At 55.9% G+C, this 26,109-nt stretch carries 25 protein-coding genes and 3 pseudogenes; 18 read left to right on the top strand and 10 right to left on the bottom strand.

Going from position 1 to position 26,109, the window contains the following annotated elements; all coding sequences use genetic code 11:
* Positions 1-33: 33 nt before the first annotated feature.
* The 7 genes from ACMWL8_RS02870 to ACMWL8_RS02840 all read left to right on the top strand — a co-directional run bounded on the left by ACMWL8_RS02870 (position 34) and on the right by ACMWL8_RS02840 (position 7,403).
* Entirely contained in the window at positions 34-1,623 is a 1,590-nt protein-coding gene (locus ACMWL8_RS02870; protein WP_045260514.1) for a methyl-accepting chemotaxis protein, read from the top strand.
* A gap of 62 nt (positions 1,624-1,685) precedes the next feature.
* On the top strand, positions 1,686-2,612 hold the full coding sequence (gene glsB, locus ACMWL8_RS02865; protein WP_028013148.1) for a glutaminase B: 927 nt from the start codon (positions 1,686-1,688) through the stop codon (positions 2,610-2,612).
* Positions 2,612-2,974 carry a DUF4186 domain-containing protein gene (locus ACMWL8_RS02860; protein WP_045260515.1) on the top strand — a complete coding sequence of 121 codons (363 nt, stop codon included), beginning with the start codon at positions 2,612-2,614 and terminating at the stop codon, positions 2,972-2,974. Before glsB ends, ACMWL8_RS02860 begins: the two co-directional genes overlap by 1 nt.
* Positions 2,975-3,144: 170 nt before the next feature.
* On the top strand, positions 3,145-4,110 hold the full coding sequence (locus ACMWL8_RS02855) for a sensor domain-containing diguanylate cyclase (protein WP_028013150.1): 966 nt from the start codon (positions 3,145-3,147) through the stop codon (positions 4,108-4,110).
* An 83-nt stretch (positions 4,111-4,193) separates the two neighbouring features.
* Positions 4,194-4,721 carry a GNAT family N-acetyltransferase gene (locus ACMWL8_RS02850; RefSeq protein WP_045260516.1) on the top strand — a complete coding sequence of 176 codons (528 nt, stop codon included), beginning with the start codon at positions 4,194-4,196 and terminating at the stop codon, positions 4,719-4,721.
* A gap of 116 nt (positions 4,722-4,837) precedes the next feature.
* Entirely contained in the window at positions 4,838-6,289 is a 1,452-nt protein-coding gene (locus ACMWL8_RS02845) for a tagaturonate reductase (RefSeq protein WP_045260517.1), read from the top strand.
* Between the two features lie 199 nt (positions 6,290-6,488).
* Positions 6,489-7,403 (top strand): bestrophin family protein, encoded by a 915-nt coding sequence (locus ACMWL8_RS02840; RefSeq protein WP_045260518.1) that lies wholly within the window; start codon positions 6,489-6,491, stop codon positions 7,401-7,403.
* Here the strand turns inward: ACMWL8_RS02840 and ACMWL8_RS02835 are convergent.
* Entirely contained in the window at positions 7,391-7,939 is a 549-nt protein-coding gene (locus tag ACMWL8_RS02835) for a GNAT family N-acetyltransferase (protein WP_028013154.1), read from the bottom strand. The genes ACMWL8_RS02840 and ACMWL8_RS02835 overlap by 13 nt on opposite strands.
* A gap of 144 nt (positions 7,940-8,083) precedes the next feature.
* Here ACMWL8_RS02835 and ACMWL8_RS02830 point away from each other — a divergent pair, with 144 nt between their 5' ends.
* The 6 genes and pseudogenes from ACMWL8_RS02830 (at position 8,084) to ACMWL8_RS02805 (ending at position 13,558) form a co-directional block, all read left to right on the top strand.
* A complete protein-coding gene (locus tag ACMWL8_RS02830) occupies positions 8,084-8,554 on the top strand; it encodes a GNAT family N-acetyltransferase (protein WP_045260519.1) in 471 nt (156 codons plus the stop codon).
* 12 nt (positions 8,555-8,566) lie between these two features.
* Positions 8,567-9,007, top strand: a complete 441-nt coding sequence (locus ACMWL8_RS02825) for a GNAT family N-acetyltransferase (protein ID WP_041909975.1) — start codon at positions 8,567-8,569, stop codon at positions 9,005-9,007.
* A gap of 143 nt (positions 9,008-9,150) precedes the next feature.
* Positions 9,151-10,151 (top strand): annotated as a pseudogene (locus ACMWL8_RS02820) (alpha/beta fold hydrolase).
* Between the two features lie 44 nt (positions 10,152-10,195).
* Positions 10,196-10,936, top strand: a complete 741-nt coding sequence (locus ACMWL8_RS02815) for a response regulator (protein WP_028013158.1) — start codon at positions 10,196-10,198, stop codon at positions 10,934-10,936.
* Complete coding sequence (locus tag ACMWL8_RS02810) at positions 10,933-12,231, top strand: ATP-binding protein (RefSeq protein WP_045260521.1); 1,299 nt, start codon at positions 10,933-10,935, stop codon at positions 12,229-12,231. Before ACMWL8_RS02815 ends, ACMWL8_RS02810 begins: the two co-directional genes overlap by 4 nt.
* A 136-nt stretch (positions 12,232-12,367) precedes the next feature.
* Positions 12,368-13,558 carry a cytochrome c biogenesis protein/redoxin gene (locus ACMWL8_RS02805; protein ID WP_045260522.1) on the top strand — a complete coding sequence of 397 codons (1,191 nt, stop codon included), beginning with the start codon at positions 12,368-12,370 and terminating at the stop codon, positions 13,556-13,558.
* Positions 13,559-13,564: 6 nt separating this feature from the next.
* Here the strand turns inward: ACMWL8_RS02805 and tam are convergent, their stop codons facing one another.
* Both tam and ACMWL8_RS02795 read right to left on the bottom strand, forming a co-directional pair.
* Positions 13,565-14,323 carry a trans-aconitate 2-methyltransferase gene (tam, locus tag ACMWL8_RS02800; protein ID WP_045260523.1) on the bottom strand — a complete coding sequence of 253 codons (759 nt, stop codon included), beginning with the start codon at positions 14,321-14,323 and terminating at the stop codon, positions 13,565-13,567.
* Between the two features lie 83 nt (positions 14,324-14,406).
* Positions 14,407-14,991 carry an NUDIX domain-containing protein gene (locus ACMWL8_RS02795; RefSeq protein ID WP_045260524.1) on the bottom strand — a complete coding sequence of 195 codons (585 nt, stop codon included), beginning with the start codon at positions 14,989-14,991 and terminating at the stop codon, positions 14,407-14,409.
* A gap of 86 nt (positions 14,992-15,077) precedes the next feature.
* Here ACMWL8_RS02795 and ACMWL8_RS02790 point away from each other — a divergent pair, with 86 nt between their 5' ends.
* Positions 15,078-15,833 carry a DeoR/GlpR family DNA-binding transcription regulator gene (locus ACMWL8_RS02790; protein WP_045260525.1) on the top strand — a complete coding sequence of 252 codons (756 nt, stop codon included), beginning with the start codon at positions 15,078-15,080 and terminating at the stop codon, positions 15,831-15,833.
* 57 nt (positions 15,834-15,890) lie between these two features.
* On the opposite strand, the gene ACMWL8_RS02785 is transcribed toward ACMWL8_RS02790, so the two are convergent.
* Both ACMWL8_RS02785 and ACMWL8_RS02780 read right to left on the bottom strand, forming a co-directional pair.
* On the bottom strand, positions 15,891-16,262 hold the full coding sequence (locus tag ACMWL8_RS02785; RefSeq protein ID WP_028013164.1) for a VOC family protein: 372 nt from the start codon (positions 16,260-16,262) through the stop codon (positions 15,891-15,893).
* A 99-nt stretch (positions 16,263-16,361) separates the two neighbouring features.
* Positions 16,362-16,805 (bottom strand): PACE efflux transporter, encoded by a 444-nt coding sequence (locus ACMWL8_RS02780; protein WP_045260526.1) that lies wholly within the window; start codon positions 16,803-16,805, stop codon positions 16,362-16,364.
* Between the two features lie 382 nt (positions 16,806-17,187).
* Between ACMWL8_RS02780 and ACMWL8_RS02775 the strand changes: the two genes are divergently transcribed.
* The gene (locus ACMWL8_RS02775) at positions 17,188-18,225 is read left to right on the top strand and encodes an aldo/keto reductase (RefSeq protein ID WP_045260527.1); all 1,038 of its coding nucleotides are present in this window, start codon (positions 17,188-17,190) and stop codon (positions 18,223-18,225) included.
* A 141-nt stretch (positions 18,226-18,366) separates the two neighbouring features.
* On the opposite strand, the gene ACMWL8_RS02770 is transcribed toward ACMWL8_RS02775, so the two are convergent.
* The gene (locus ACMWL8_RS02770; RefSeq protein WP_045260683.1) at positions 18,367-19,548 is read right to left on the bottom strand and encodes an aldo/keto reductase; all 1,182 of its coding nucleotides are present in this window, start codon (positions 19,546-19,548) and stop codon (positions 18,367-18,369) included.
* Between the two features lie 46 nt (positions 19,549-19,594).
* Entirely contained in the window at positions 19,595-20,581 is a 987-nt protein-coding gene (locus ACMWL8_RS02765) for an aldo/keto reductase (RefSeq protein ID WP_045260528.1), read from the bottom strand.
* A gap of 212 nt (positions 20,582-20,793) precedes the next feature.
* On the opposite strand from ACMWL8_RS02765, the gene ACMWL8_RS02760 reads away from it, so the two are divergent.
* Positions 20,794-21,702 (top strand): LysR family transcriptional regulator, encoded by a 909-nt coding sequence (locus tag ACMWL8_RS02760; RefSeq protein WP_045260529.1) that lies wholly within the window; start codon positions 20,794-20,796, stop codon positions 21,700-21,702.
* A 36-nt stretch (positions 21,703-21,738) separates the two neighbouring features.
* On the opposite strand, the pseudogene ACMWL8_RS02755 reads toward ACMWL8_RS02760, so the two are convergent.
* A pseudogene (locus ACMWL8_RS02755) lies at positions 21,739-21,966 on the bottom strand (LysR family transcriptional regulator); the annotation flags it as partial.
* Here ACMWL8_RS02755 and ACMWL8_RS02750 point away from each other — a divergent pair.
* Positions 21,967-22,479 (top strand): annotated as a pseudogene (locus ACMWL8_RS02750) (carboxymuconolactone decarboxylase family protein); the annotation flags it as partial.
* Between the two features lie 119 nt (positions 22,480-22,598).
* On the opposite strand, the gene ACMWL8_RS02745 reads toward ACMWL8_RS02750, so the two are convergent.
* Positions 22,599-23,504 (bottom strand): LysR family transcriptional regulator, encoded by a 906-nt coding sequence (locus ACMWL8_RS02745; RefSeq protein ID WP_045260531.1) that lies wholly within the window; start codon positions 23,502-23,504, stop codon positions 22,599-22,601.
* Between the two features lie 117 nt (positions 23,505-23,621).
* On the opposite strand from ACMWL8_RS02745, the gene ACMWL8_RS02740 reads away from it, so the two are divergent.
* Positions 23,622-25,022, top strand: a complete 1,401-nt coding sequence (locus ACMWL8_RS02740) for an MFS transporter (protein WP_045260532.1) — start codon at positions 23,622-23,624, stop codon at positions 25,020-25,022.
* Between the two features lie 83 nt (positions 25,023-25,105).
* Here ACMWL8_RS02740 and ACMWL8_RS02735 read toward each other — a convergent pair whose 3' ends face one another.
* A complete protein-coding gene (locus ACMWL8_RS02735; protein WP_045260533.1) occupies positions 25,106-26,101 on the bottom strand; it encodes a DUF2891 domain-containing protein in 996 nt (331 codons plus the stop codon).
* Between the last annotated feature and the right edge of the window lie 8 nt (positions 26,102-26,109).

Here is a 26,109-nt window from a genome sequence, read left to right as displayed (position 1 = left end):
CACGCGTCTAACGTCTTGTTACTGAAGAAAATTATGAACCTAACGCAAATTTTTCGCCGTATTGCGCAGCGTCTTATCCCTCGCCAGTTTGGCCTGCTGACGGGTATCTTTTGTATTATTGGCCTTTTCTCCGCGCTGCAGCTCTCCTCATCCTTTCTGCTGAACGCCTCCCTGAAGGAAGCTCAGCGCAATGAACGGCAAAACCTGCTGGCGTATCAGCAGCAGAGCAAGCTGGATCTGGCACGCGTCTCCCTGCTGGCGGCGAGCGATCTGCTCAACCGCTCCGGCGTCTGGTTTATGCAGGATAAAGAAACCGGCTCGGAAGGAAGCTGGCACAGCCTGATGGACGACGCACAAAAGTCGCTGGCGGTTTCTCAGCAGGCATGGAAGGACTGGCTGGCGCTCAGCCCGCCAAAAGATGAAGCGCTGATTAACAGCTACCAGCTTTTCTACGATGCCATTAAGGAGCAATCGGAAGCGCTTGTCAGAACCAACTCCATTGATGCCTTTTTTGCCGTGCCGGCACAGGCGTTTCAGACCGACTTTAACGACAACTTCGCGCGCTATCAGCAGGCCAGCGAGAAGCAGGCCATGCAGGGGCGTCAGGCCTTAATGGCGCAGCTCTCCGGTCTGCAAACGTTGTTCCTGCTGGCGCCGGTTCTGCTGCTCGCCATCGCCGCAGCCGTCTGGTTAGGCATGTCCAGGTGGGTGATTACGCCGTTGCGTCGGCTTATTGCACATATTAACCGGCTGGCCGCTGGAGATCTCTCCGGCACGCCGCCGAACGTAATGCGCTTTAACCGGGAGACGGGGCAGCTCAGCGACAGCATTGCCACCATGCAGCGCGGCCTGCAGCAGTTGGTGACGCAGGTCAGCCACGCCACAGCCACGATGGTGGAGAACATTGGCTCCCTCGCGGAGGGAAACCAGAAGCTGTACCAGCAGTCGGCGCGTCAGGCAAAGGAGCTGGAGGAGGTCACAGCGCATATCGCGGCGCTGGAAACCCACGTGGAAGGGAATACCGGCTATGCCCGCCTCGCCAGCTCGCGCGCGGATGAAGCGCGTCAGGCTGCCGTAGGAGGCGACCAGATGATGTCGACCGTGAATGCCTCCATGCAGGCGATCGTCGAGCGATCGTCAGAGATGTGCGGGATCGTGGCGATGATCGACAGCGTGGCGTTTCAGACTAACATTCTGGCGCTCAACGCCGCCATTGAGGCCGCCCATGCCGGAAACCAGGGGCGCGGGTTTGCCGTCGTCGCCCGGGAAGTCGGGCTCCTGGCGCGAAAGAGCAGCCACTCGACGCAGACCATTCAGGAGTTGATCAACCGCTCCGTGCAGGGCATTGAAGACGGCTCCCGCGCCGTGAATCTGATGGAAGAGAACCTGCAGCAGGTCACCGGTCTGGTGGGCAATTTAAGCAGTTTGCTGAATGAAATCTCGACCGCCACGCTCAGTCAGGGAGAAAGTATTCACCAGATGACGCGCCAGCTTCAGGCACTGAATCAGGTCTCGCGCCAGACGGATCTGCTGGTTTCTGACGCCTCGGAGGCCTCTGAACGCCTGCAAAAGCAGTCCGATCTTTTATTGCAGGCCGTTTCGCGTTTTCGTCTTAGCGCCTGACGCAATACATTAGCCTCTGTTATACTCGCAGCCCGTTTTAGCCTGAGGGCAAGGAGCAAAGAGTGGCTGCGGTCATCCATAATGAGATGCTGGACGAGATTCTGGCGCAGGTTCGTCCGTTATTAGGAAAGGGGAAGGTGGCCGACTACATTCCGGCCCTTGCCTCGGTGAGCGGGAATAAGCTGGGCATCGCTATCTGTACCATAGACGGACAGCGATACCAGGCAGGCGATGCCACTGAACGCTTTTCTATTCAGTCTATTTCTAAAGTGCTGAGTCTGGTCGCGGCGATGCGCCAGTATGAGGAAGAAGAGATCTGGCAGCGCGTGGGAAAAGATCCGTCCGGCCAGCCCTTTAACTCACTGCTTCAGCTCGAAATCGAACAGGGTAAACCGCGTAACCCCTTTATCAACGCCGGGGCGCTGGTGGTCTGCGATATGCTGCAAAGCCGCCTCAGCGCACCGCGTCAGCGAATGCTTGAGATTGTTCGTCAGCTTTCTGGCGTGGACGACATTGCCTATGATTCAGTGGTGGCGCGCTCGGAGTTTGAACACTCGGCCCGCAACGCGGCTATCGCCTGGCTGATGAAATCCTTCGGCAATTTCCACAATGACGTGGCGACCGTGCTGCAAAACTACTTCCATTACTGCGCCCTGAAGATGAACTGCGTTGAGCTGGCTCAGACGTTTCTGTTCCTTGCGCACCAGGGGCACGCGCCGCATCTCGATCAGGAGGTGGTTTCCCCGCTTCAGGCCCGTCAGGTTAACGCCCTGATGGCTACCAGCGGCATGTATCAGAACGCCGGGGAGTTTGCCTGGCGGGTTGGCCTTCCGGCCAAATCGGGCGTTGGCGGCGGGGTGGTGGCGATAGTGCCGCATGAAATGGCGATTGCCGTCTGGAGCCCGGAGCTGGATGAAACGGGAAATTCACTTGCCGGCGTGGCGGTTCTGGAGAAGCTGACCCAACGCCTGGGACGTTCTGTATACTGATGTCAGACCTGGATCCCCTCTTTTCCCGCCTGGCGCGATCGACGTTTCGCTCTCGCTTCCGCTTGGGAAATAAGGAACGACAGTACTGCTGGGACAAAGGCCCCGAAACCATTGACCAGCATGCCGCCGATTTTGTCGCTAAACGCCTTGCACCCGCGCAACCCGCAAACGACGGCAAGCAGACGCCCATGCGTGGCCACCCGGTGTTTATCGCCCAGCATGCCACCGCGACCTGCTGCCGGGGCTGTCTGGCAAAATGGCATAACATTCCCCAGGGCGTGCAGCTGAGCGCGCAGCAGCAACATTATATCGTCAGCGTGATCCACCGCTGGCTGGTGATACAGATGAACGCCCAAAAATGATATTTAATGCGTTCTGCGCTTACCGCCTGCAGCTTCGTACCCGGCTGGCGGACGAGCAAATCGTCATAACGCATTGACGTGAAATGGATAGCGGCTTAACAGGACGTCGAACGCTGACAATGTCTCGGTTTAAGCTACGCTTTGAGTAACGCTTTACGTCAGGAGACATTATGAAAGCACCTGCAACACCTGAAAATGAAATTGACAGACTTAACGCGCTGCGCGAATCGGGTCTGCTTGAGATTGACAGTTCCCCGGCGTTTGACCGCTTAACGCGTCTGGCAAAACGCTTTTTCCAGGTACCGCTGGCCATGGTCAACCTTATTGATGAGCATACGCTGATCGTTAAGTCGGCGGATGGGCAGGCACCCGATTCCGTTCCGCGCAACATCTCTTTTTGTGGCCATACCATCCTCACCGAAGCACCGCTGATCGTCGGGGATATGCTTCAGGACGATCGTTTTGCGGATAACCCGCTGGTGGCCGGCGAACCTCGCGTGCGGTTTTACGCAGGCTTTCCGCTGCGTTTACGCAACGGCGCAAGCGTTGGCTCGCTTTGCCTGATTGACTACGCACCGCGGGAGTTCTCAGCGACCGATCTCGCCGTGCTGGGGGATTTGGGCGCGCTGGCTGAAGATGAGTTTGCGGCAATCAGCGCGGCGACCACGGATGAATTGACCGGATTATTCAACCGACGGGGCTTTAACCAGCTCGTGCGGTTCACGCTCTCCATCGCCCGTCGCCGGGCGGAGCCGTTAACGCTCGGCTGGCTGGATCTGGATCGTTTCAAGGAGATTAACGATCGCTACGGGCACGAAGAGGGGGATAAGGCGTTAAAGACCATGGCGCAGCTGATGCGCGCCTCTTTCCGCGAAGCGGATATGCTGGTTCGTTTTGGTGGCGATGAGTTTGCCGTGCTGTTTGCTGATACGGATGAGAAGGGCGCGTGGATTGCCATGCAGTATCTCGCCGAGCAGGTCGAAAACTACAATGCACGCAAGCTACATCCGTGGTCGCTTCTGTTCTCCTGGGGGCTGAGCGAATTCGATCATAACGGCAACGACCTGCAGCAGTGGCTTAAAGATGCCGATGAAAAAATGTATGCCATGAAGCAACAGCGGCAGCGGGCCAGATGACATAACAAAAGCATATGACCGTTCCGTTTGCGTTAATAAAATGTTAAATGCAAAGTGAGGGTATTCAACGTAAGGACAAAAAAATGAATACCTCACTGCAAATCAAAAACCTCACCCGCGACGACATTCTCACTCATCTTGATGCGCTGGCCGGGATCCTCGAAAACTGCGTAAACGGCGGCGCATCCGTCAGCTTTATGCTGCCCTTTAACCTGGAGAAGGCCCGTTCATTCTGGCTCGGCATAGCTGACAGCGTAGGGCGCAACGAGCGCGTGGTGCTGGCCAGTATTGATCCGCAGGAGGGCGTCATCGGCACGGTGCAACTGATTACCGACCAGCCGGAAAACCAGCCGCACCGTGCGGACGTGGCAAAGCTGCTGGTTCATGAAAAAGCGCGTCGAAAAGGGGCCGCAATGGCGCTGATGGAAGCGCTGGAAGCTGAGGCCCGGGCCAGAAACATTTCGGTTCTGGTGCTCGATACCTCCACCGGCAGCGGCGCCGAAACCTTCTACCAGCGTGCCGGCTGGCAAAAGGTCGGTGAGATCCCGCGCTACGCCCTGATGCCGGACGGCGCTATGACGGCCACGTCGGTGTTCTATAAATTCTTATAATTTTTTCACAACCACGCCGGGGATTGATCGAAACAGGGTTTCTGGTCGTAAAGTTTTGATAAGTTATCGTACCAATCTTATCAGGCTGTATGACTAATCATAAAAGGAACCCTCTTGTGAACACGCTCAACCGTCGTGATTTTCCCGGTGCGCAGTATCCCGAACGCATTATTCAGTTTGGCGAAGGCAATTTCCTGCGTGCGTTTGTCGACTGGCAAATTGACCTTTTGAATGAACATACCGATCTCAACGCCGGTGTGGTTATCGTTCGTCCTATTCAGAGCGACTTCCCGCCGTCGCTGAACACGCAGGATGGGTTGTACACCACCATCATTCGTGGCCTGAATGAGCAGGGCGAAGAGGTGAGTGAAGCCCGACTTATCCGCTCTGTTAACCGTGAAATCAGCGTCTACGACGATTACGACGCCTTTCTGAAACTGGCACACAGTCCGGATATGCGCTTTGTTTTCTCGAACACCACCGAAGCCGGAATCAGCTATCACGCGGGGGATAAATTCGACGATGCGCCTGCCGTCAGCTACCCGGCGAAGCTAACGCGCCTGCTGTTTGAGCGCTTTAGCCACTTTAACGGTGCGCCTGACAAGGGCTGGGTTATCATTCCGTGTGAACTGATTGACTACAACGGTGACGCATTGCGTGAACTTGTGTTGCGTTATGCCCAGGAGTGGGCGCTGCCTGCCGCCTTTATCCAGTGGCTGAACGAGTCAAACCATTTCTGCTCAACGCTGGTTGACCGTATCGTGACCGGTTACCCGCGCGATGAAGTGGACACGCTAGAGGCCGAGCTGGGTTATCACGATGGGTTCCTTGACACGGCTGAACACTTTTATCTGTTTGTCATTCAGGGGCCAGCCTCGCTGGCTGGTGAACTGCGCCTGGATAAGTACCCGTTAAACGTGCTGATTGTCGACGACATCAAGCCCTATAAAGAGCGTAAAGTCGCCATTCTTAACGGTGCGCACACGGCGCTGGTACCGGTGGCCTATCAGGCCGGGCTGGATACGGTTGGCGAGGCGATGAATGATGAAGACGTGTGTGCTTTCGTCGAAAAAGCAATTTATGAAGAGATTATTCCGGTTCTCGATTTGCCCCGCGACGAACTGGAGTCGTTCGCCAGCGCGGTAACAGGGCGTTTTCGAAATCCCTACATCAGACACCAGCTGCTTTCCATCGCGCTCAACGGCATGACCAAGTATCGCACGCGTATTCTTCCGCAGCTGCTGGCAGGGCAGAAGGCCTCAGGTCAACTGCCAGCGCGTCTGACGTTTGCGTTAGCGGCACTGATCGCATTTTATCGCGCGGAGCGTAACGGAGAGAACTATCCGGTGCAGGATGATGCGTTCTGGCTGGAACGTTATCAACAGCTATGGGCGCAGCATCGCGATAATCAGCTCGCTACCCGCGAACTGGTGCACGCCGTGCTGAGCGTAGAAGCGCACTGGGAGCAGGACCTGACGAAGGTGGACGGTCTGGTTGATCAGGTGACGCGGGATCTTGATGCCATTCTGCTGAAGGGCATGCGCGCAGCGGTGAAGCCGCTTTGCTAATTACGTGACCCGGCTTCGGCCGGGTTTAAACAGGCATTATTTTAGTTACAACATACTATTTACCCTGTTTTTAAAATCAATGCAGCACCGTGCGGTTTTCGTTCTTCAGGTGAGAGAATGCAATGTTCCGTTAACATGCTTGCAACCGTGATGGGGATCACGTTTAATAGCCACGCTCTTTTCTTGCCTGAAACTCACTATGATTGTTCGTCCTAAACAGCACTGGCTACAACTGATTTTTGTCTGGCACGGTTCGGTACTCCCCAAAATCTATACCCGACTGCTGCTCAACTTCCTGCTTTCTATCGCCGTTATCCTGATGCTGCCGTGGTATACCTCGCTGGGCATCAAATTTACCGTGGCGCCATTTAGCATTCTCGGCGTGGCGATCGCAATCTTTCTTGGTTTCAGAAACAACGCCTGCTATTCACGCTACGTTGAGGCTCGCCAGCTGTGGGGGCAACTGATGATAGCGGCACGCTCGCTGTTTCGCGAGGTAAAAAACACCTTGCCGGACGATAAGCACCTGGGGGAATTTGTCCGCCTGCAGATCGCCTTTGCCAACTGCCTGCGCATGACCCTGCGCCGGGAAATGAACGCTGACCAGCTCTCTCGCTATCTTGCCCCGGACGTTTTAGCTCAGGTAATGGGCGCCAACTCGCCGGCGAACCGTATTTTGCTGGTCATGGGGGAGTGGCTGGCCGTGCGGCGGCGTAACGGGCAGCTTTCGGACATCCTGTTCCACAGCCTTAACAACCGCCTGAACGATATGTCCATCGTCCTTTCCGGCTGTGAACGGATTGCGACAACGCCAGTGCCGTTTGCCTATACGCTGATTTTGCACCGCACGGTGTATCTGTTTTGCATCATGCTGCCGTTCGCGCTGGTTGTGGATCTGCACTACATGACGCCGTTTGTCTCGGCGCTGATCTCATACACCTTTATCTCGCTGGACACCCTGGCGGAAGAGCTGGAAGACCCGTTTGGCACAGAAGATAACGACCTTCCGCTGGACGCCATCTGCAACATGATGGAACGCGATCTGCTGCAGATGAACGATGAAGAGAACATTCCGGAAAGGCTGATGCCGGATAAGTACTATCAGCTGACCTGATGGGCGTTCCACTCGTCGCGAGTGATCTCCCACAGTTCGGAGTCCAATATCCCGCTGACGTAGGCTTTCTTTTCCGTTCTGATTAGCCGCATGCCGCTGCTGTCTGAAATACGACGGGAGCGGCTGTTCGCGGCGGCCTTCGGCGCCCGCAAAACGGGTTTGTTGAGCGTATTAAACCAGTAATCCGTCGCGGCAATGCTGGCCTCACGCATATATCCCTGTCCCTGAAACTCCGGCGCCAGCCAGAATCCGCGGTTATTATCGTCAACATCGTACAGACAGATAATCCCCATCAACGCATCCGGCACCTCACGACGGCGGATGCTCCAGATCCAGGCTATCCCTTTTGCCATATCCGGCAGCGCGACGTTATTCACATAGTTTTCCGCGCCATTATCCGGGTAGGGCCAGGGCACGGAAGAGACCAAATAGCGAACGATCTCCCAGCGCGGATACAGCTTTTGAATCTGAACCGCATCTTCGGCGACCAGCGGTTTCAGCAGGAGACGTTCTGTCGTGAGGGTCGGTATTGTCATCTGCGGATCTCCTTATTTAAGCGTTATGTTTTTGTTTGCGTTCTGGTATTTTCATCTCTATCACATTCTGGTGAGGCGTGCTGTGGTTATTCACTACCAAAAATGGGCAACGTCTCTTTAATGGCGAAATATTGAAGAGGTGATATGACGTTACGAACTGCTCATCCACTGGAAGCCGAAATACTCTGGAATATACGCAATCAGGCGATTCGTCACGGCTGCAAAACCAGCTACGACGCTGACGTGATTGCACGCTGGACGCCGGATCTTATGCCCGAGCATTACCGTCAAATGGTCATCGATTACCCTTTTTACGTGGTGGAAGACGAGAAGGGCGTCATTGCGGCTACCGGCTATCTGGATCTCGATACTCATTGCCTGGAGGCCATATTCACCTTGCCTTCAGCCACCGGAAAAGGCATGGCGACCCGAATTATCGAAGCGCTTACACACGAGGCGCGCAGCCGGGGGATAACCCGCCTGAGGCTGGATGCAACGCCTAACGCCCACTCCTTTTATCAGAAGCTGGGGTTTGTGACGTTGCGCGAAAACTATCATCACTCGCGTATGGCGGGGGCTGATTTACGCTGTTTTGAAATGGCAATCGACTTGTAATGTGAGGAACGCATGGCTGTCACGGTAAGACCTCTACGCGAAGACGACTATCCCCAGTGGCGACCGCTGTGGGATGGCTATACCCATTTTTATGATTGCTACCTTGAGGAGTCCGTTACCGCATCGACATGGGAAAGGGCGCTCTCAACGCATTCACCGATGTTCTGCCGCGTGGTAGAGAAAGACGCAAAGGTCATCGGTTTCGCTATGTGTGTTCTGCACGAAGGAACCTGGTCAACCGCGCCCATCTGCTACCTGGAAGATCTGTTTGTTGATGCAGCCGAGCGCGGCGCGGGAGCGGGTAAGGCGCTGATTGATGCCTTGATAGCGGAAGGCAAGCGCGAAGGGTGGTCAAAGCTCTACTGGGTTACCCGGGAGAACAATCCGGCACGTAAACTCTACGATCGATACGGTGACGCTGACGATTACGTTCGCTATCGTCTCTCCCTTTAAGGCAGCAGCCTGTGTTTGTATCACACTGTATCCGTGTTCCAGATACATACACAGGCTTGCAATAAACGCGTTTCCGCACATATCCGCTATACATTGAACTGTTGTTATATCCCCGTGAATTGTACTCAACCGGAGATACCAACATGTTCAGCAAACTCGCTTATTCAACGCTTGCTCTCACCGTTTCCCTTGGCACCGTCATGTCATGTCATGTCAGGCCGAAGTCACCGGCACTAACTTCGCGGCGGCTTTCGATCGTCCACAGCAAATTAACGCCGGCGATCTTAACGTCGGGTATGTCGACATTGGTCCTAAAGACGGCCAACCGGTCATTCTGTTACACGGCTGGCCCTACGATATTCACAGCTACGCTGAAGTCGCGCCAGCGCTGGCGGCAAAAGGCTATCGCGTGATTGTGCCTTCTCTGCGCGGCTACGGTACTACGCGCTTCCTGTCGGCAAAAACGCCGCGCAACGGTCAGCCTTCCGCGATGGCGAAAGATATCGTGAACCTGATGGACGCCCTGAATATCAAGCAGGCGGTGTTTGCAGGCTATGACTGGGGTGCCCGTACGGCCGATATCGTTGCGGCGCTGTGGCCAGAGCGCGTTAAGTCGCTCGTTTCGGTAAGCGGTTATCTCATCAGCAGCCAGCAGATTGGTAAACAGCCGTTGCCGCCAAAAGCGGAGCAGCAGTGGTGGTATCAGTTCTATTTCGCCACCGAGCGCGGCGCTGAAGGCTATGCCAAAAACACGCATGACTTCGCTCGTTTGATCTGGTCTCAGGCCTCACCTGACTGGAAATTTAGCGACGCTGTCTTTAACGCCAGCGCCAAATCCCTTGATAACCCGGATCACGTTGCGATAACGCTCAGCAACTATCGCTGGCGCTTAGGGCTGGAAAAAGGCGAGCGCAAATACGACGCCTACGAGCAAAAACTGGCCACGCTGCCGAATATCACCGTTCCGACGATCACCATCGAAGGCGGAAACAACGGGGCGCCGCATCCGGTACCGCAGGCCTACGCGGGTAAGTTCACCGGTAAGTATGAACACCGTACCTTCGGCGCAACCGTGGGGCACAATCCGCCTCAGGAAGATCCGCAGGATTTCGTCAAGGCAGTAGTTGACGCTGACAAACTCTGAAATGTGCTATTTTCAGTACGTTACCCTTCGGTCTGGAGATTTCGGTGGAGCATATTGATCATATCCTTGTCGTCGATGACGACAGGGATATTCGTGAACTGATTATCGACTATCTCGTTAAGTCCGGTTATCGCGCCTCCGGCGCGGCAAACGGGAAAGAGATGCGCGTCGTGCTGGACAAGCAGCATATCGACCTGGTGGTGCTGGACGTTATGATGCCCGGCGACGACGGGCTTACGCTGTGTCGGCAATTACGCGTCGGGAAATATAAAGATCTGCCCATCCTGATGCTGACGGCGCGCAACGAGGAGACGGACAGGATCCTGGGTCTGGAAATGGGAGCCGACGATTACGTCGTAAAGCCTTTCGTCGCGCGAGAATTGCTGGCGCGTATCAAAGCGATTTTACGCCGTTTTCGCACGATGCCGCCCAATTTACAGGTGACGGAAGCAGGGCGGCTGGTGACGTTCGGCGAATGGCAGCTCGACACCGTTGCCCGCCACCTGATCGACCCGGAAGGGGTGATTGTGGCGCTCAGCGGGGCGGAGTATCGCCTGCTGCGCGTTTTCCTTGACCACCCGCAGCGGGTGCTGACCCGCGATCAGCTGCTCAACCTGACGCAGGGGCGTGACGCCGAGCTGTTTGAACGCTCAATCGACCTGCTGGTTAGCCGGGTTCGCCAGCGTCTGAATGAAGATGCCCGCACGCCCGCGTATATCAAAACCGTGCGCAGCGAGGGATATGTGTTTACCATGCCGGTCACCATCAAAGAGGCTAACGAATGACGCTCTGGCCTCGCTCGCTGCTGGCCCGCCTACTGATCGTCGTGCTGCCCGGCCTGTTACTGGCCAATGCCCTGAGCCTGACGCTGGTTATGATAGAGCGAATGCACAGTGCCCGAACGGTGATGCTCGGTAATCTGGAATACGATGTCGCGACCAGCGTGGCTATTTTAGACCGCTTACCCGCCAGCGAGCGCGCGGCCTGGTTGCCGCGCCTTGAACGGGGTAACTACCGCTATATTCTGGGGCCGGGAGAGCCCGGGAACGCGCCGACGGACAAGCGTTCCCGGGACGCCATCCGAACCTTAAAAGCGACGCTTGCGGAACAGTACCCGCTAAGTTTCACCGCCGTTCCCGGCGCCATTTCACATATCCAGGCGCATCTCACGCTACATGATGGCGCGCCGCTGACCATTGACCTGATCCCTCGGATGCCGCCGGTCGCCAGCTGGCTGCCCGTTGTTCTTATTCTGCAGTTGCTCGTGCTGGCTGCCTGCTCCTGGATCGCCGTACGCCAGGTGATACGGCCTTTTTCACAGTTTACCCGCGCGGTAGACTCCCTGGACCCGGCCGCCAACACGCCAATGACGGAAAAGGGGCCGGTCGAGGTGCAGCGGGCAGCACATGCCTTCAACGCGATGCAGGCGCGCATTCAGTCCTATCTCAGGGAGCGGGCGCAGATCCTGGCATCCATATCGCACGATCTCCAGACGCCCATTACCCGCATGAAGCTTCGTGTTGAAATGGCGGATCAGCCTGACCTGCGCGACAAGCTCTTAAACGACCTTGATAACATGTCGCGTCTTGTGCGGGAGGGTATTGCGTATGCCCGGTCATCAGAATCACTGGAAGAGACCTCGCTGAAGCTGGAGCTGAACGCCTGGATAAACAGCATCGCCTGCGATTATCAGGACATCGGTAAAAACGTGCAGTTTCAGGCAGGCGAAAACCGTTTGCCCATCGTCACGCGTCCACAGGCGCTGCGCCGGGTGATGACCAACCTGCTGGATAACGCCCTGAAATTTGGCGACTATGCCACCATTAGCATTGATGACTCGACTGCCGGAGAGGTGGTGATTCACATCATGGACGGCGGGCCTGGGATACCGGATGCCGAGCTGGAGGCGGTATTACAGCCGTTTTATCGGGTGGAAACATCACGCAACCGCGACACCGGCGGGACAGGGCTCGGCCTGGCGATCGCAGCGCAGCTCACCGCTCAGCTGGACGGAAAGCTAAAGCTGGAGAACCGCGCAGAGGGCGGGCTGGACGTTTCGATTACTCTCCCGCGCCTTTAATTGTACGGTTCTGTATCTCCCCGCGTGGCCGATACAGAGCCAGACAAAAACCCACGCTTTTACACATATCCTGAACACATCCGCACGATGAAATAGCCTCACTGCAGCGTCGCAGGACTTGTATTGTGAGGTGTCTATGTTTCTGATAATTGCTTTCCTGGGCGGGATGATAAGCCTGCTCAGTCCATGTACGCTCCCGGTAATTCCTCTCCTGTTCGCCGGTTTTCAGGGGCAGCGGCGACATATTCTGGCGCTGCTCGCGGGGATGATCGTCATGTTCACACTGGTGGCGATGGTCGTCACCGTCACCAGCGAGTGGATAGCAGAGGCAACTATCGTCGGGCGCTGGATCGCGCTTATCGTCCTGGCCACGGCCGCGCTGGCCTTAATTTTTCCGGCCTTTGCCCAGCGTATCGCCGGGCCGGCAGTCAGCGCGGGAAATGTCCTCAACACCCGAAGCGGGCAAACGCGTGGTATGGCATCGGCTTTTCTGGCCGGGCTTGCCGTCGGGCTGCTCTGGTCTCCCTGCGCGGGACCGATTCTGGGCGCCATTTTCAGCATCAATATTGCCGGACACTCGGCCATTGCCACAGGAGCCTTGCTGGCCGCCTATGGTAGCGGCTGCGCGCTGATGCTGGGCCTTCTCGTTTTCGGAGGCCGCACGCTGATGGCGCCGCTGAGAGCAAGATCGGCGCTGATGGAAAAATTACGTCAGGGGGCAGGCGTGGTGATGTTAGCGGCCGTCGTCTTTAACGCAACGGGGATGACGTCTGTTCTGCAAGGCGCAAACGGCGTCGCGGATCGTCTTGAAACCGCGCTGCTGAATCTGGCAAAGCCCGCCGCGCAACCGGCGAAGCTTCAACCGGTCGTCATGACCGAGCCCAGCAGCCAGCTGCCTTCATTAAGCGGTGGAACAGGGTGGGTAAATGGTGACCCTGTCACGTCTGAATCACTGCGCGGGAAGGTGGTTCTGATCGATTTCTGGACCTGGGACTGCATTAACTGCCAGCATACGCTTCCGCACGTGCGCGACTGGGCAACAAAATACCAGTCTCAGGGCCTGGTCGTCATAGGGGTACACACGCCTGAATACCCCTGGGAGAAACCGATCGCCTCGGTGAAAGACGCGGTAAATAAATGGCAACTGCCGTACCGGGTTGTGACGGACAACAACTATCAGATCTGGAACGCTTTCGGCAACCAGTACTGGCCCGCACACTACTATTTCGATGCTAAAGGTCAGCTACGCTATACCTCGTTTGGCGAAGGGAATTATGAGCAGCAGGAAAAGGTTATCCAGCAGCTGCTCAAAGAGGCCCGTTCATAGCGCCATTCAGGGCTGACGCTGGGCAACCATAAACAGTCGAGGAAAAGCCAGCAGTATCTGCCCGTTTTCCTGGAGCGGATACTGCTCTTCCAGCAGTTCATGGTAGCGTTTCAGGAAACGTTGCTGCTCGCTCTCGTTCAGTTCCTGGAGCCACGGGCGCAAACCGGTCGCGCTGACCCAGTCAATAATGGCCTGGTGCGAACTCATTTTATGGAAATAAGTTGTCCGCCAGATATCCACATCGCAGCCGGCCTCCGACAGGATATCGTAATAGGCATGCACGCCAGGCAGCGGCTCGCGCCCACGGTCCGGGTAGCCTTGCTCCAGCGCCACTTCACGCATCGCCACATGCGTGGGCTCAAGCCAGTTGTCCGGCATCTGGATCGCCAGCACGCCATTGAGCGCGAGCAGTGACGCCAGATGCGGCAGGAGATCGTAATGGTCAGGTATCCACTGTAGGGATGCGTTCGCATAGATGAGGTTCAACGGCTGGCCAGGCCTGAACTGGCGGATATCGGCCTCAACGAACTGACAGTCGGGCAGTGCGCTGCGCGCCTCTTCGAGCATAGCCGGTGAGTTATCGACGCCGACAATCTGCGCTTTTGGCCAGCGATGCTGCAACAGCGCGGTGCTGTTTCCCGGCCCGCAGCCCAAATCGGCAATGGTGGCAACGTCACTCAGGGGAATTCTGGCAAGCAGCTCGGCGGCAGGGCGCGTTCGTTCAGCGCCGTATTGCAGATAAAGCGAAGGGTTCCAGTCGGCCATCTTCAGATCTCCGTTTTGCGTGTTTCAGCAAGGATAGCACAGGCCGACACCTGCACCGGGACAGGCGTCGGGCGAGCGGCAGGTTACAGAAGGCCTTTCAGTGCAATATGGTAGAGCAGCATGATGGTTTTTCCGTCGACGATTTTGCCCGTATCAATTCCCCGCAAGGCCTCTTCAAAGGGCATTTCCAGCACGTCGATATCTTCTCCCTCCGCTTTGATACCGCCGCCTGCGCTGGTTTTGTCCTTCGGCTGATACTCGGCAAGATAGAAATAGAGTTTCTCCGTGACGGAGCCTGGGCTCATGTAGGCTTCAAAGATTTTCTGCACGCTCGACACGTTAAACCCGGTCTCTTCTTCCGCCTCTGCTTTAATGCGGCTTTCCGGATCCATGTTATCAAGCAGACCGGCCGCCGCCTCAATCAGATTGTCCTCATGGCCATTAATAAAGACCGGGAAGCGGAACTGGCGGGTCAGAATCACCGTTTTTTGGTCACGGTTGTAGAGCAGGATCGTAGCGCCGTTCCCCCGGTCATAAACTTCACGCGTTTGCCGCTGCCATTCGCCATCGCGTCTTTGCAGGTCAAAGGTATATTTTTTAAGTAAGTACCAGTTATCGGACAGGGTTTCACTGTCAATGATGCGCACATCTGCACGTTTTGATTGCACGTTTCGTCCTCCTTACGTAGAGTAACTATCAATACCAGCACTATCGTGCATTTTCAAGATTAAACATGCAACATCAGGAATACATCATGCTCACCAGTCAGCGAAAACAGTTGATCCTTGAAAAACTCGGTGCCGAAGGTCAAGTCCAGTCAAAAGCGCTTAGCGTTCTCTTCGACGTCTCTGAAGACACCATCCGACGCGATTTGCGCGAGCTGGCGGCAGAAGGGCGTTTACAGCGGGTTCACGGCGGCGCGCTGCCGTCGTCTTCCGCCACTGTGCCTTTCGCGGAACGACAGTTCGTTAAAATGGATGCCAAAAGAAAGGTGGCGCAGAAGGGGGCGCAGCTGATTTCTTCGGGCCAGGTGGTGATCGTTGACGGTGGAACGACCACTTCAGAATTGCTCGCTTTTTTACCGCAAGACCTGCGTATTACCGTGGTGACGCACAGTCCGAGCATTGCCCTGGGGCTTGTTAATCATCCTTTTATTGAGGTGATTCTGATCGGCGGCCGTTTATATAAACACTCGATTGTCGCCGTCGGCGCGGCGGCCATCGAAGGTATCGAAAATATTCATGCGGATCTGTTCTTTATGGGCGTGACCGGTATCCATCCGGAAGCAGGGCTGACGACCGGAGATTTCGAAGAGGCGTGCATCAAACGTGCATTTTCCGGCAGAGCCGCCGAGACGGTTGTCCTGGCGTCGCCGGAAAAAATAAATACGGCGTCATCATTTGTTATTGGCGATGTGGCGCTGGCGAATACGATTGTCGTCGAAGGCGATACCGACCGCGACTGGGTCAATGCGGTATCGGAAAAAGGGGTATCGGTCGTATTGGCCTGAGCGTGAGCCAGCCAGAAAACTGGCTGGCGCGGGTACTCGCAAGCGGGTGAAATTAAGTTATCTTTCTTCGGGGGCATGGCATACCGCTTCGATATTATGACCATCAGGGGCAATGACAAATGCGGCATAGTAATTTTTACCGTAGGAGCGCAATCCCGGTGCGCCATTGTCGCGTCCGCCTGCGCGCAGCGCGGCATGGTAAAAGTCATCAACCTGCTGGCGTGTCGTGGCCACAAAGGCCAGATGAAGCGGAGCGGGTTTATCATTCGACTGAAAAAGGCAAAGAGAAACATCGCCGGAACTCATTTCGACGCCATAGTCAGGAGAGCCTTCATCGACGAGTTCGACACCGAGCGGTTGAAGCGACATGAGGAAGAAGGTTTTACTTTTCTCATAATCGCTGACGCCGAATTTTACATGATCAAACATTATGGACTCCTCAAAAGTGATGGTGAAATGAGAAGTATAGAAAGAGAGTGGAGTCCAACACGATCAAGGGGTTGCGAATGTGACAGATATCAATACTCGCTACACAGCAGACCGTTTACTCCCTACGAATATCCAACGCAGATAATCATAGAGCCAGTTAAAAAGCATCGTGTATGGCAGGAAAAACAGTACAAGGCCAATCTCAACAAAAAATGCCTCCGCGATCGTCAAATTCAGCATGAACATGGCCACAGGGATTAAGGAGATGATAAGGCCCGTTTCAAACCCAACTGCATGGATGGCGCGAACGAGAAACGTTCGTTGAAACTGATGTTTTTTCTGAAGGGAGTCAAAGAACTTATTGAAGACAAAATTCCAGACCGTTGCGGTAAGTGCAGAAATCACCGACAACGAACCCGACTGGAGTACCGAAACGTTCATCAGCCACGCAAGAGACAGAGCGATGATAACGTTGGCCGTCACTTCAAAAATGACAGCGTGGAAAATCCTTTCTTTGAAGCTTTTATTGAGTTCGATTTCCATAAGTCTACAGCAGCGGTGGTCAAAGCCAGGAGTATATCAAACGTCTTTTAACATTGGATAAACGTAGAAGTTGGGATTTCACAAGCTATCAATGACCAGGGGCAATCACGACCGTAGAAAGGCAGATTTTGACTGGCATTACGTTGGTGCGCATAATGTATATTATGTTAAATAAGACTATTGCCGTGCCTCAGGAGGTATCCCTCCTCAGTCTTGAGGATTCACCGTTGGCCACGCAGTTTGTATGTAAAACCCACTGACGATTACGCCCATCTGTGAAAAAAACTCATAACACCATTCGATGGCGCATGCTGGTTCCCTTCATGTCAGTGCAATACCCTTTCACATACAGAATTGCTGGCAATAAAAGAAGGAACACAGAATGAAGTATGTGAATCTGGGTCGTAGCGGTTTGCAAGTCTCCCGTCTTTGTCTCGGTTGTATGAGCTATGGTGAACCTGAACGCTTGCCTCAACCCTGGTCCCTGGATGAAAAGGCGTCACGTCCGCTCATTCGTCAGGCGCTTGAAGCGGGCATTAATTTTTTTGATACCGCGAATATCTACTCGGGCGGAAGTTCTGAAGAGATCACTGGAAAAGCGCTGAGAGAAATGGCCAGACGCGATGAGATCGTTGTGGCGACAAAGACCTTCTTTCCGTGGCGCAACTCCCCCAATACCGGGTTTCTTTCCCGCAAGGCCATTTTTCAGTCTATTGACGATAGCCTGATGCGCTTAGGCATGGATTACGTGGATCTCTTTCAGATTCACCGCTTTGACCACTCCACGCCTGTTGAAGAGACCATGGAGGCTCTGCATGACCTCGTTAAATCAGGAAAAGTACGTTACATCGGCGCATCATCTATGGAAGCCTGGCGCTTTGCAAAAATGCAGCATACGGCAGAGCGTAACGGCTGGACCCGATTTATTACGATGCAACCGCAATACAACCTGCTTTACCGGGAAGAAGAGCGCGAGATGCTGCCCCTGTGTGAAGACCAGGGCGTTGGTGTGATCCCCTGGAGTCCGATGGCACGCGGCAGGCTCACGCGCGACTGGAGTGTCACGTCCCGACGAACGCAAAACGATGCCTTTGCGTTAAAAATGTATGAGAACGCAGCCCTTCTGGATAAGCCCGTTATTGATGTTGTTGCCAGCATTGCTGAAAAGCACCATGTGCCAAGAGCCCATGTTGCAATTGCCTGGTTGCTATCAAAAACGGTCATCACAGCACCGATCATCGGCGCGACGAAACCAGAACATCTTTCCACGGCTATCAGCGCGCTGGACTTTTCACTTAGCGACGCCGAAATCATGGAACTCGAGGCACGCTATCTGCCGCACCCCGTCGACGGGATCATTCCCCCGCTTCCGGATACGCCACCTTCACTCACGCCTCCTTCAGCAATACAGGACTGTTAATGCCCTACCCTGGCCCGGCGTTGGTTCGGTTCCGCTGTTGGTGACAATGAACAACTCTTGATGTCCGGGTCGGATCGCCAGACAGGGAGACTTTACCAACAATCTCCCTGTGACAGTAAGTATAAAGGTGGCCATCACCGTTTAACTTTTATCAAACTGACTTTCGGTAAACGGATCTGCTCGACCGCCCTGCAATGGGATCCTGGCAAGCGCTGCATCGATTTCGCGTAACTCGCTGTCCGTCAACCGGACTTGCGGTGCACCGCTATTTTCTATCAGGTGCGGATATTGCGTCGTACCCGGGATGGGGACAATCCATGGCCGTTGTGCCATCACCCAGGCCAGCGCGAACTGAACCGGAGTGGTGTTTTTGCGGCGGGCCCACGATTGCGCAAATTCAAGCAGTACCATGTTTTTGGCCAGGGCATCGGGCTGGAAGCGTGGCAGGTTATGCCGCCGATCTGTGCTGTCGAACCGCTGATCTGGATTGACTGCCCCGGCAAGGAAACTCCGGGCGGTCGGGCAGTAAGGTACAAAGCCGATACCCAGCTCTTCGAGCGTTGGAAATATCCGCGTCTCCGGTTCACGCCACCACATGGCATACTCACTCTGTACTGCAGTCACAGGGAGTACCGCATGTGCGCGGCGGATTGTCCTGGCACTCGCTTCCGACAACCCCCAGTGTTTCACTTTACCCTCCTGGATCAACGCCTTCACGGTTTCCGCCACATCCTCAATCGGCACATTCGGATCGGGGCGATGCTGATAAAGCAGATCGATATGGTCCGTTTTCAGACGCTTTAGCGAGCCCTCTACGGCACGGCGAATATGGTCAGGATGGCTGTTAAGGGAGGTTGGCTTCCCCTCCTCCACGCCGAAACCGAACTTAGTGGCAATCACCACACGATCGCGAACGGGGGCCAGTGCTTCCCCGACAAATTCTTCACTGAGATGGGGACCATACACCTCGGCAGTATCAAAGAACGTAATGCCTTGTTCGAAGGCGGCCCGGATGAGCGACACCATGGCTTTGCGATCGCGCGGACCACCGCCGTAATACCCCACCATGGGCAGACACCCTAGTCCCATGCTGGAAACCTCCAGCGAGCCGAGTTTACGCGTGGTTAAGGTCTCCTTCTGGACGGGAACAGCATCCGAAGGGGCGTTCGACGAGTCCTGACCAGCCGGGTTCGCCATCACTGCACCGCTCCTGCCAAGGGTGGTAGCGGCCAACGCCAGACCGGCGCCGGCGATCAGAAAATTGCGACGATCCCGGGAAGCGGGTACGGAAGCAGAATGCTGGTCATGCATCATCTTGCTCATAAACTGGAACTCCCTATAGCGAAGAAAGGATTCATTAATTTGGTCATTACCAGGCATAAGCCTGGGGCGCTTCTCCCCCGGGGCCGGGCCAGATTTCGTCGAGACAGCTCATGGTGTCGTCTGATAGCGTGATTGTCGTTGCGTGAAGCGCCTGCTGGAGTTGTTCGACCGTACGAGGCCCGATAAGTGGAGCAGTAACCACAGGATTCTGCAGGAGCCAGGCAAGCGCCACATCGGAAGGGGTTTCGCCGAGGTCCTCACATAATCCTTCGTAGGCTTCCAGCTGCGGACGATACTGTTCGATTAGACGGGCAAACGCGGGCCTTGCACGGCGCCCGCTTGCCATCTTTTTCAGTACGCCGCCAAGCAACCCTCCGGCAAGTGGGCTCCAGGGAATCAGTCCCAGGCCAAAATGACGGCATGCGGGAATGACCTCCAGCTCAACGGTTCGGGCAGTCAAATTGTAGAGACTTTGCTCAGCAACCAGGCCCAGGGAATGACGGGCCGTGGCAACTGACTGCGCAGTCGCAATGTCCCAGCCTGCGAAATTGCTACTACCGATATAAAGCACTTTTCCCTGCTGAACAAGGAGTTCCATGGCCTGCCAGATCTCTTCCCATGGTGTATAACGATCGATGTGATGCATCTGATAGACGTCAATATGGTCGGTCTTAAGCCGTCGCAAACTGTCCTCGCAGGCCTTGCGAATATGGTAAGCAGAAAGACGGCGATCGTTCGGACCCGGTCCCATAGGCTGATAGGCTTTCGTCGCCAGAACGATACGGTCACGGCGGCCACCCTGCTGGAGCCAGCGACCAATAATCTCTTCAGACAGCCCCGAACCTTGCTGGATATCGGGTGATTGCTCGGTGCCATACACGTCTGCTGTATCAATGAAATTGATACCCGCCTCAAGCGCTTCATCCAGAATGCGGGCGCTGGTTTTCTCGTCGGTGACATCACCAAAATTCATGGTTCCGAGACAAAGGCGGCTGACTTTCAGGCCGGTGCGGCCAAGATGCGTATAGTTCATACACGGCTCCGTTAGGTGAATGTTCCGCCCTGACTGACGGCCAGAGCGCATAATTTTCAAGAATAACGAAGCACAATGTGTTCAGTGAGAGGCGATGGGTGGATGGACTTGTGAAAAAAATTCAGCAACGGATTAGCCCTGGTCGGTCTATGGTGTATATCATTTCCGTATCAACGCATTCGGTCCTTAACGCACAAGGAAAACGATTCTGTATGCAAATAAACAGAGCTGATGTCGCCGATCTCATTTATTTCATGGCTATTGCACGTCATCGCAGTTTCAGCCGTGCGGCGATTGAATTAGGTGTCAGTGCATCAGCGCTTAGTCATGCCCTGAAGGGACTGGAAACCCGGCTCGGGGTTCGCCTGCTTAATCGCACGACCAAGAGCGTTACCCCTACGGCTGCAGGTGAAGAACTGGTTCAGTCTGTCCTTCAGCCTTTCGACAAGATAGAAGGCGCGCTTGAATCGCTTAACCGGTATCGTAATACGCCTACCGGGCGTATCCGCATCAATGCAGCCGTTGAAGCGGCCAATCTTTTGCTTGCGCCGGTTATGCCTGCGTTTATGGATCGCTATCCCGATATTGAAATCGATATTGTGGCCAGCAACCGTATGGTTGACGTCACTGATGCGGGCTTCGATGCCGGTATCCGCTATGGTGGCACCGTCCCGGAAGACATGGTTGCCCGGCGTTTATCTGCCGATATTCGCTGGGTTATCGCAGCATCCCCTTACTACCTTGAACGCTACGGAACGCCTGAACATCCGGATGATTTGTTACACCATCGCTGTATAAGCAATCGTCTCGGCGACGATCGGATTTATCGCTGGGAACTTGAGCGAGATGGCGAAACGTACCAAATCACTGTGCCTGGCTCAGTGACGGTCAACCATGCTGAAACGGGTCTTGTGGCCGTATTAGGCGGGGCCGGCCTGATGTATTTTCCGGAGCCTCTTGTTGCACCCTATGTGAAGGATGGACGGCTCCGCCTGGTGCTTACGGAATGGTTCCCGCTGGAGGAAGGTTTTTATATCTATTATTCAAGCCGCCGGCAACTGCCGACCGGGCTTCGCCTTCTGATTGAGTTCATACAGGAGGCCAGGCCGCTGGGGTTGTGAAATAGCGCTTCCATACGTGACGATGCGTTATCGTCTTTATCGCCCCGTAGCGGATATCAGAAAATCAATCAGGGCCTTCACTCTTTTCGTTTTGCCCGCGTTTTTGGGGTAATAGAGATACACTGGCGGGTAGGTTTTCCAGTAGCTCTCCATCACGGGTATAAAGCGCTCCCTGTCCGGCTGTAACTGCCAGATGGGTTCAAACAAACGTCCAATTCCCAGGCCGTTACGGATCCCGTCTGCCATAACGTCAATATCGTTGCTAGCGGCGTTACGCCAGCAGAATTGTCAGAAATCATTACCCATCTGGCGTTCTACTCAGGTTGGCCAAATGCAATGTCAGCCGTCAGCGTGACCAAAGCAGTATTTGAAACTCGTGGCGTCACGGCAGATGCACTTCCTGAAGCTTCTCCGGACCTGCTTCCTCTCAATCAGGAAGCAGAAAAGCAGCGTTCAGAGACAGTGGAAAAAAATGTAGGCCCAATATCTCCAGGCCTGGTTAAATTTACTGCTGACCCCCTGTTCCTGGATCTCTGGCAAAGACCCGCGCTGAAACCCCGCGACAGAAGCCTGATTACGGTCAGCGCGTTAATCGCATCCGGACAGAGTGCGCAGATTGGCTATCACCTTAACAGGGCGATGGATAATGGACTTTCTGCTGAGGAAGCTGGGGAGATCGTTACCCAAGCCGCGTTTTACGCTGGCTGGCCAAACGCATTTACCGCTGCTCCTGTTGTCGGAGAGGTATTAAGCAATCGCTCATCGAGTAAAAGGTAATATTACTGAACACTAAAACCTGACGCACATCACAAAATTAGAACGAACGTTCGCGTGGAATCGGATGCGGTATCGACGCGCTTCATTCTCTCCATGCCGAAAAAAAGTGGCCTGAGCCGTCAGCGTACAGCGCGGCACACCTCCAGCACCTTTTCTCTGAGCCAGCGATGCGCCGGGTCCTTTTCCATGCGCGGATGCCACATTTGTGACACCGTGATGCTCCGGGTTTTAAACGGCAGTTCAAAGACGTGCACGCGCTCGGTCATCGGCTGATTGAGCAGATAGAGCGCCGGCACCATGGCAACGAGATCGGAGACCATCGCCACCGATAACGCCGTCGGGAACCCTGGCACCACGCTGGCAATTTTGCGCTTCATCCCGCGTTCCGCCAGCGCCTCATCGACAAATCCGTGTAACGAGCCGTCGGGCGAGGCCACCACGTGCCCCCAGGCGACATAATCCTCAAGGCTGACTGACGACAGTGAGGCCAGCGGATGCCCCTGGCGTACCGCGCCCACAAACCGGTCCTGAAAGAGCCGTTGCAGACGAATTTCAGGCCCCATATTGCTCTGCACGCCGATCTCCAGGTCAACCAGTCCCTCACGCAGATAGCGCGACGTTTTCTCAGGTTTCGGCGAAAAGCGAATGCAGACGTCGGGAGCCACCGCCGCCACTGCGGCAATGAGCAGTGGCCCAAACGCCACCACAAAGCCGTCGTTGGCTCGGATGGTGAACAGGCGCTCCATACGCTCAACATTCAGCGTTTCCGTGGAGGGTTGCAGTACCGCCCTTGCCTCATGCACGGCACTTCTGGCCCGATCCCGGGTGGCTTCGGCCCAGGGCGTCAGCACCATCTGCCGACCAGCCCGCACCAGGATAGGATCGCCTGTCACCTCCCGCAGCCTGCTCAGGGTGCGGCTCATGGCGGAGGTGCTCAGGTTTAAGCGCCGCGCCGCGCCAGCCACGCTGGCTTCGGCCAGCAGAACGTCGAGCGCAACCAGAAGGTTAAAGTCAGGATCGGACACGAAGGCTCCTCTGATAAGGCGTTATATGCAACGATAAAGTGCAAGCGCTGCGTCTTCCGCCCTGTATACCCCATGATTATAGTTTCGTCATCACTATTTTTATGCGGAGTAACGACGATGACGCTCTTTTCAAACCAGCCCGGCGATGAAGGCTTACCCGGTCATGAACGCGCCCGGGTGATGGCCGCCGTCATGACCACCACGCTGATGGGCGTCTTTGACGGCACCATGATCAACATCGCGCTGCCCTCCATGGCAAGGGCGATGCAGGTCCCCGCGAACGTTGCGGTGTGGTTTGCCAACGGTTATCTACTATCGGCCGCAATGACGCTGGCCATCTTCGCGGCGCTGGCGGCGCGCGTGGGCTTTCGACCGGTTTTTCTTGCCGGGCTTGCCACCTTTACGCTCACCTCGCTCGGCTGCGCGCTGGCGAACACGCCCGACATGCTGATCGGGATGCGTATTCTGCAGGGAATCGGCGGCGCGGCTACCCTGAGTATCGCCCCGGCGATCCTGCGTTCCGTTTTTCCGGGGCGACTGCTTGGGCGCATTCTGGGGCTGCACGCCCTGCTTATCGCCGCCAGCACGGCAATTGCCCCCGTGCTGGGCGGGACGATACTGGACGCGCTGAGCTGGCAGTGGCTGTTCGCCATTAACCTTGTTCCGGGCAGTATTGCCCTGTTGCTGGCATGGCGGGCATTGCCGCGCCAGTCGGACGTTGACCACTCCCCCTTTGATGCGCCGGGCGCCGCGCTCTCCGCCGTGCTGTTAGGTTCTGCAATCATGCTGGCCGACAGCCTTCAGCACATAACGCAAGGCATTAACCCGGCAGCCGCTGGCTGGGGCCTTCTCACGCTGGTCAGCGCTATCGCCTTCGTCTGGCGTATTCGGTGCGCGCGCAGTCCCATACTGCCGCCCGTTATGTTCAGAAACGGACGCTTCACCCTCGCCGCCCTGACCTCGCTGGCCTCGTTTGTCAGCCAGGGCATCACCTTTGTCGCGCTGCCGTTCCTGTTTCAGAGCGTGTATGGCTACAGCCCGGTGGTTTCGGCGCTGCTGTTCACCCCGTGGCCAATTGGCATTGTGCTGATCGCGCCGCACGCGGGGCGCTGGGCAGATACCCTTTCCGCGCCGCTGATCTCGACTATCGGCCTGATGATTTTTATCGTTGGGCTGGTCCTGCTGGCGACATTGCCGGAAAATCCGTCCGTATGGAATATCTGCCTGCGCAGTCTGGTTTGCGGGATTGGGTTTGGCTGCTTCCAGAGCCCCAATAACCGGGAGATGCTCGCTAACGTGGCGCGGGAATATGCCAGCTATGCCTCAGGGGTGTTGTCTATCGTCAGGACGTTCGGGCAATGTCTGGGGGCCGCCGCGGTGGGGGTGCTGCTTGCGACGACCGGATCAGACCACGATCGGGCCGTGCATCTGGCACTGTGGATCGCGGTCATCGCCTCGACGGGATCGGTTTTGTTTAGCCTGAGCAGGCTGCGCCCTGCGGTTCGGGCTTCAGCCTGAATCGCCCGGCGGCGCTACGTTTGTACGGGACAACGGCCGGGTAAGGCAAAGCTGCCACCCGGCAAAAAAGACGACTCGTTCGTTTATTCCAGCGCCAGTAGCGCAAAGCTCGCCAGCCAGTGCCCGCCGCTGTAGTGGCTGCCCACCACGTGCCCGACGCTTGCCGCCAGGTGTTTTGCCACGGCATCACGCAAGGCCTGCTGGGCCGGGTGGTTTACCGGAAGCGCCCTGGCGATATGCTTCATACACCAGGCGCGGCTGAGGTTTAACCCATCCAGATGGGCAATTTTCGGGTCGGTACGGTCGCTCACTTCCGCCGGGTTCATCAGCGCCGCAATGGAGCCGATATCCGGCAGAAACGCGTCAAACCAGGCCGGGAAATTCTCTGCGACCTTGCTCATCAGCAGCGCTTCCGTCAGCGCACCAGAGATGTACTCATCGCCACCCGGCTCGTAGTGGGCCGGGTAGCGCGTGTCGGCGAGATAAAACCGCTCCGCCGCCGTCACAATCGCCTGCTCAAGTGCGCTATCTTCCACGGCTCGGGCGTAGTCCAGCCCCAGCGCGAGGGCAAACGCCGTGTTGTAGTGCGTTCCGACGCGGATCGGATAGGTTAGCTTGCTGAGGTAATCCACCAGCCGGTTGCGAATATCCTGGGTTAGCGGCTCCAGCGTCTGGTACCAGCCTGCGGCCTGCGGCAGCGACGATTGTTTCAGCTCCTGGGCCAGCGCCAGCAGCCATCCGTAGCCATACGGCCGCTCAAACGAGGCGCGGAACGGCGCGGTGAAATAGGCCAGCTCCTTCGCCACGTTCTCGTAGGTCAGGTGCTCGTCGAAAAGCGCGACGATGTCATTCCGACACGGTAGCTCAGGATAGAGGCGCACGCAGCGCAGCAGCAGCCAGTAGCCGTGCACCGCCGAGTGCCAGTCGAAACAGCCATAGAAAATCGGGTGCAGCTCGCGAGGCGGCAGAACGTCACCGTCATCATTCAGCAGATGCATGATGTGGTTCGGGTATTCCTGGCGCAAATAGGTTAAAGGCATGCGGGCAAACGCGTCAGCCTGATGTTGCGTCAATTCCATAACAGCTC

It is taken from the genome of Enterobacter sp. 04-C-12-SI-ECC, assembly GCF_047530715.1.
Taxonomy (GTDB): domain Bacteria; phylum Pseudomonadota; class Gammaproteobacteria; order Enterobacterales; family Enterobacteriaceae; genus Enterobacter; species Enterobacter bugandensis.
The sequence above is the reverse complement of the archived record's forward strand: the minus strand, read 5'-3'. Positions and strand labels throughout refer to the sequence as shown.

What these genes read in the sequence shown, in the direction of transcription:
- ACMWL8_RS02775 (WP_045260527.1), top strand. Translation starts at nt 17,188, where the DNA reads ATGAAGTATGTGAATCTGGGTCGTAGCGGTTTGCAAGTCTCCCGTCTT.
- ACMWL8_RS02840 (WP_045260518.1), top strand. Translation starts at nt 6,489, where the DNA reads ATGATTGTTCGTCCTAAACAGCACTGGCTACAACTGATTTTTGTCTGG.
- ACMWL8_RS02740 (WP_045260532.1), top strand. Translation starts at nt 23,622, where the DNA reads ATGACGCTCTTTTCAAACCAGCCCGGCGATGAAGGCTTACCCGGTCAT.
- tam (WP_045260523.1), bottom strand. Translation starts at nt 14,323, where the DNA reads ATGGCCGACTGGAACCCTTCGCTTTATCTGCAATACGGCGCTGAACGA.
- ACMWL8_RS02870 (WP_045260514.1), top strand. Translation starts at nt 34, where the DNA reads ATGAACCTAACGCAAATTTTTCGCCGTATTGCGCAGCGTCTTATCCCT.
- ACMWL8_RS02760 (WP_045260529.1), top strand. Translation starts at nt 20,794, where the DNA reads ATGCAAATAAACAGAGCTGATGTCGCCGATCTCATTTATTTCATGGCT.
- ACMWL8_RS02805 (WP_045260522.1), top strand. Translation starts at nt 12,368, where the DNA reads ATGTTTCTGATAATTGCTTTCCTGGGCGGGATGATAAGCCTGCTCAGT.
- ACMWL8_RS02780 (WP_045260526.1), bottom strand. Translation starts at nt 16,805, where the DNA reads ATGGAAATCGAACTCAATAAAAGCTTCAAAGAAAGGATTTTCCACGCT.
- ACMWL8_RS02810 (WP_045260521.1), top strand. Translation starts at nt 10,933, where the DNA reads ATGACGCTCTGGCCTCGCTCGCTGCTGGCCCGCCTACTGATCGTCGTG.
- ACMWL8_RS02850 (WP_045260516.1), top strand. Translation starts at nt 4,194, where the DNA reads ATGAATACCTCACTGCAAATCAAAAACCTCACCCGCGACGACATTCTC.
- ACMWL8_RS02855 (WP_028013150.1), top strand. Translation starts at nt 3,145, where the DNA reads ATGAAAGCACCTGCAACACCTGAAAATGAAATTGACAGACTTAACGCG.
- ACMWL8_RS02835 (WP_028013154.1), bottom strand. Translation starts at nt 7,939, where the DNA reads ATGACAATACCGACCCTCACGACAGAACGTCTCCTGCTGAAACCGCTG.
- ACMWL8_RS02770 (WP_045260683.1), bottom strand. Translation starts at nt 19,548, where the DNA reads ATGAGCAAGATGATGCATGACCAGCATTCTGCTTCCGTACCCGCTTCC.
- ACMWL8_RS02825 (WP_041909975.1), top strand. Translation starts at nt 8,567, where the DNA reads ATGGCTGTCACGGTAAGACCTCTACGCGAAGACGACTATCCCCAGTGG.
- ACMWL8_RS02860 (WP_045260515.1), top strand. Translation starts at nt 2,612, where the DNA reads ATGTCAGACCTGGATCCCCTCTTTTCCCGCCTGGCGCGATCGACGTTT.
- ACMWL8_RS02790 (WP_045260525.1), top strand. Translation starts at nt 15,078, where the DNA reads ATGCTCACCAGTCAGCGAAAACAGTTGATCCTTGAAAAACTCGGTGCC.
- ACMWL8_RS02830 (WP_045260519.1), top strand. Translation starts at nt 8,084, where the DNA reads ATGACGTTACGAACTGCTCATCCACTGGAAGCCGAAATACTCTGGAAT.
- ACMWL8_RS02785 (WP_028013164.1), bottom strand. Translation starts at nt 16,262, where the DNA reads ATGTTTGATCATGTAAAATTCGGCGTCAGCGATTATGAGAAAAGTAAA.
- ACMWL8_RS02765 (WP_045260528.1), bottom strand. Translation starts at nt 20,581, where the DNA reads ATGAACTATACGCATCTTGGCCGCACCGGCCTGAAAGTCAGCCGCCTT.
- ACMWL8_RS02735 (WP_045260533.1), bottom strand. Translation starts at nt 26,101, where the DNA reads ATGGAATTGACGCAACATCAGGCTGACGCGTTTGCCCGCATGCCTTTA.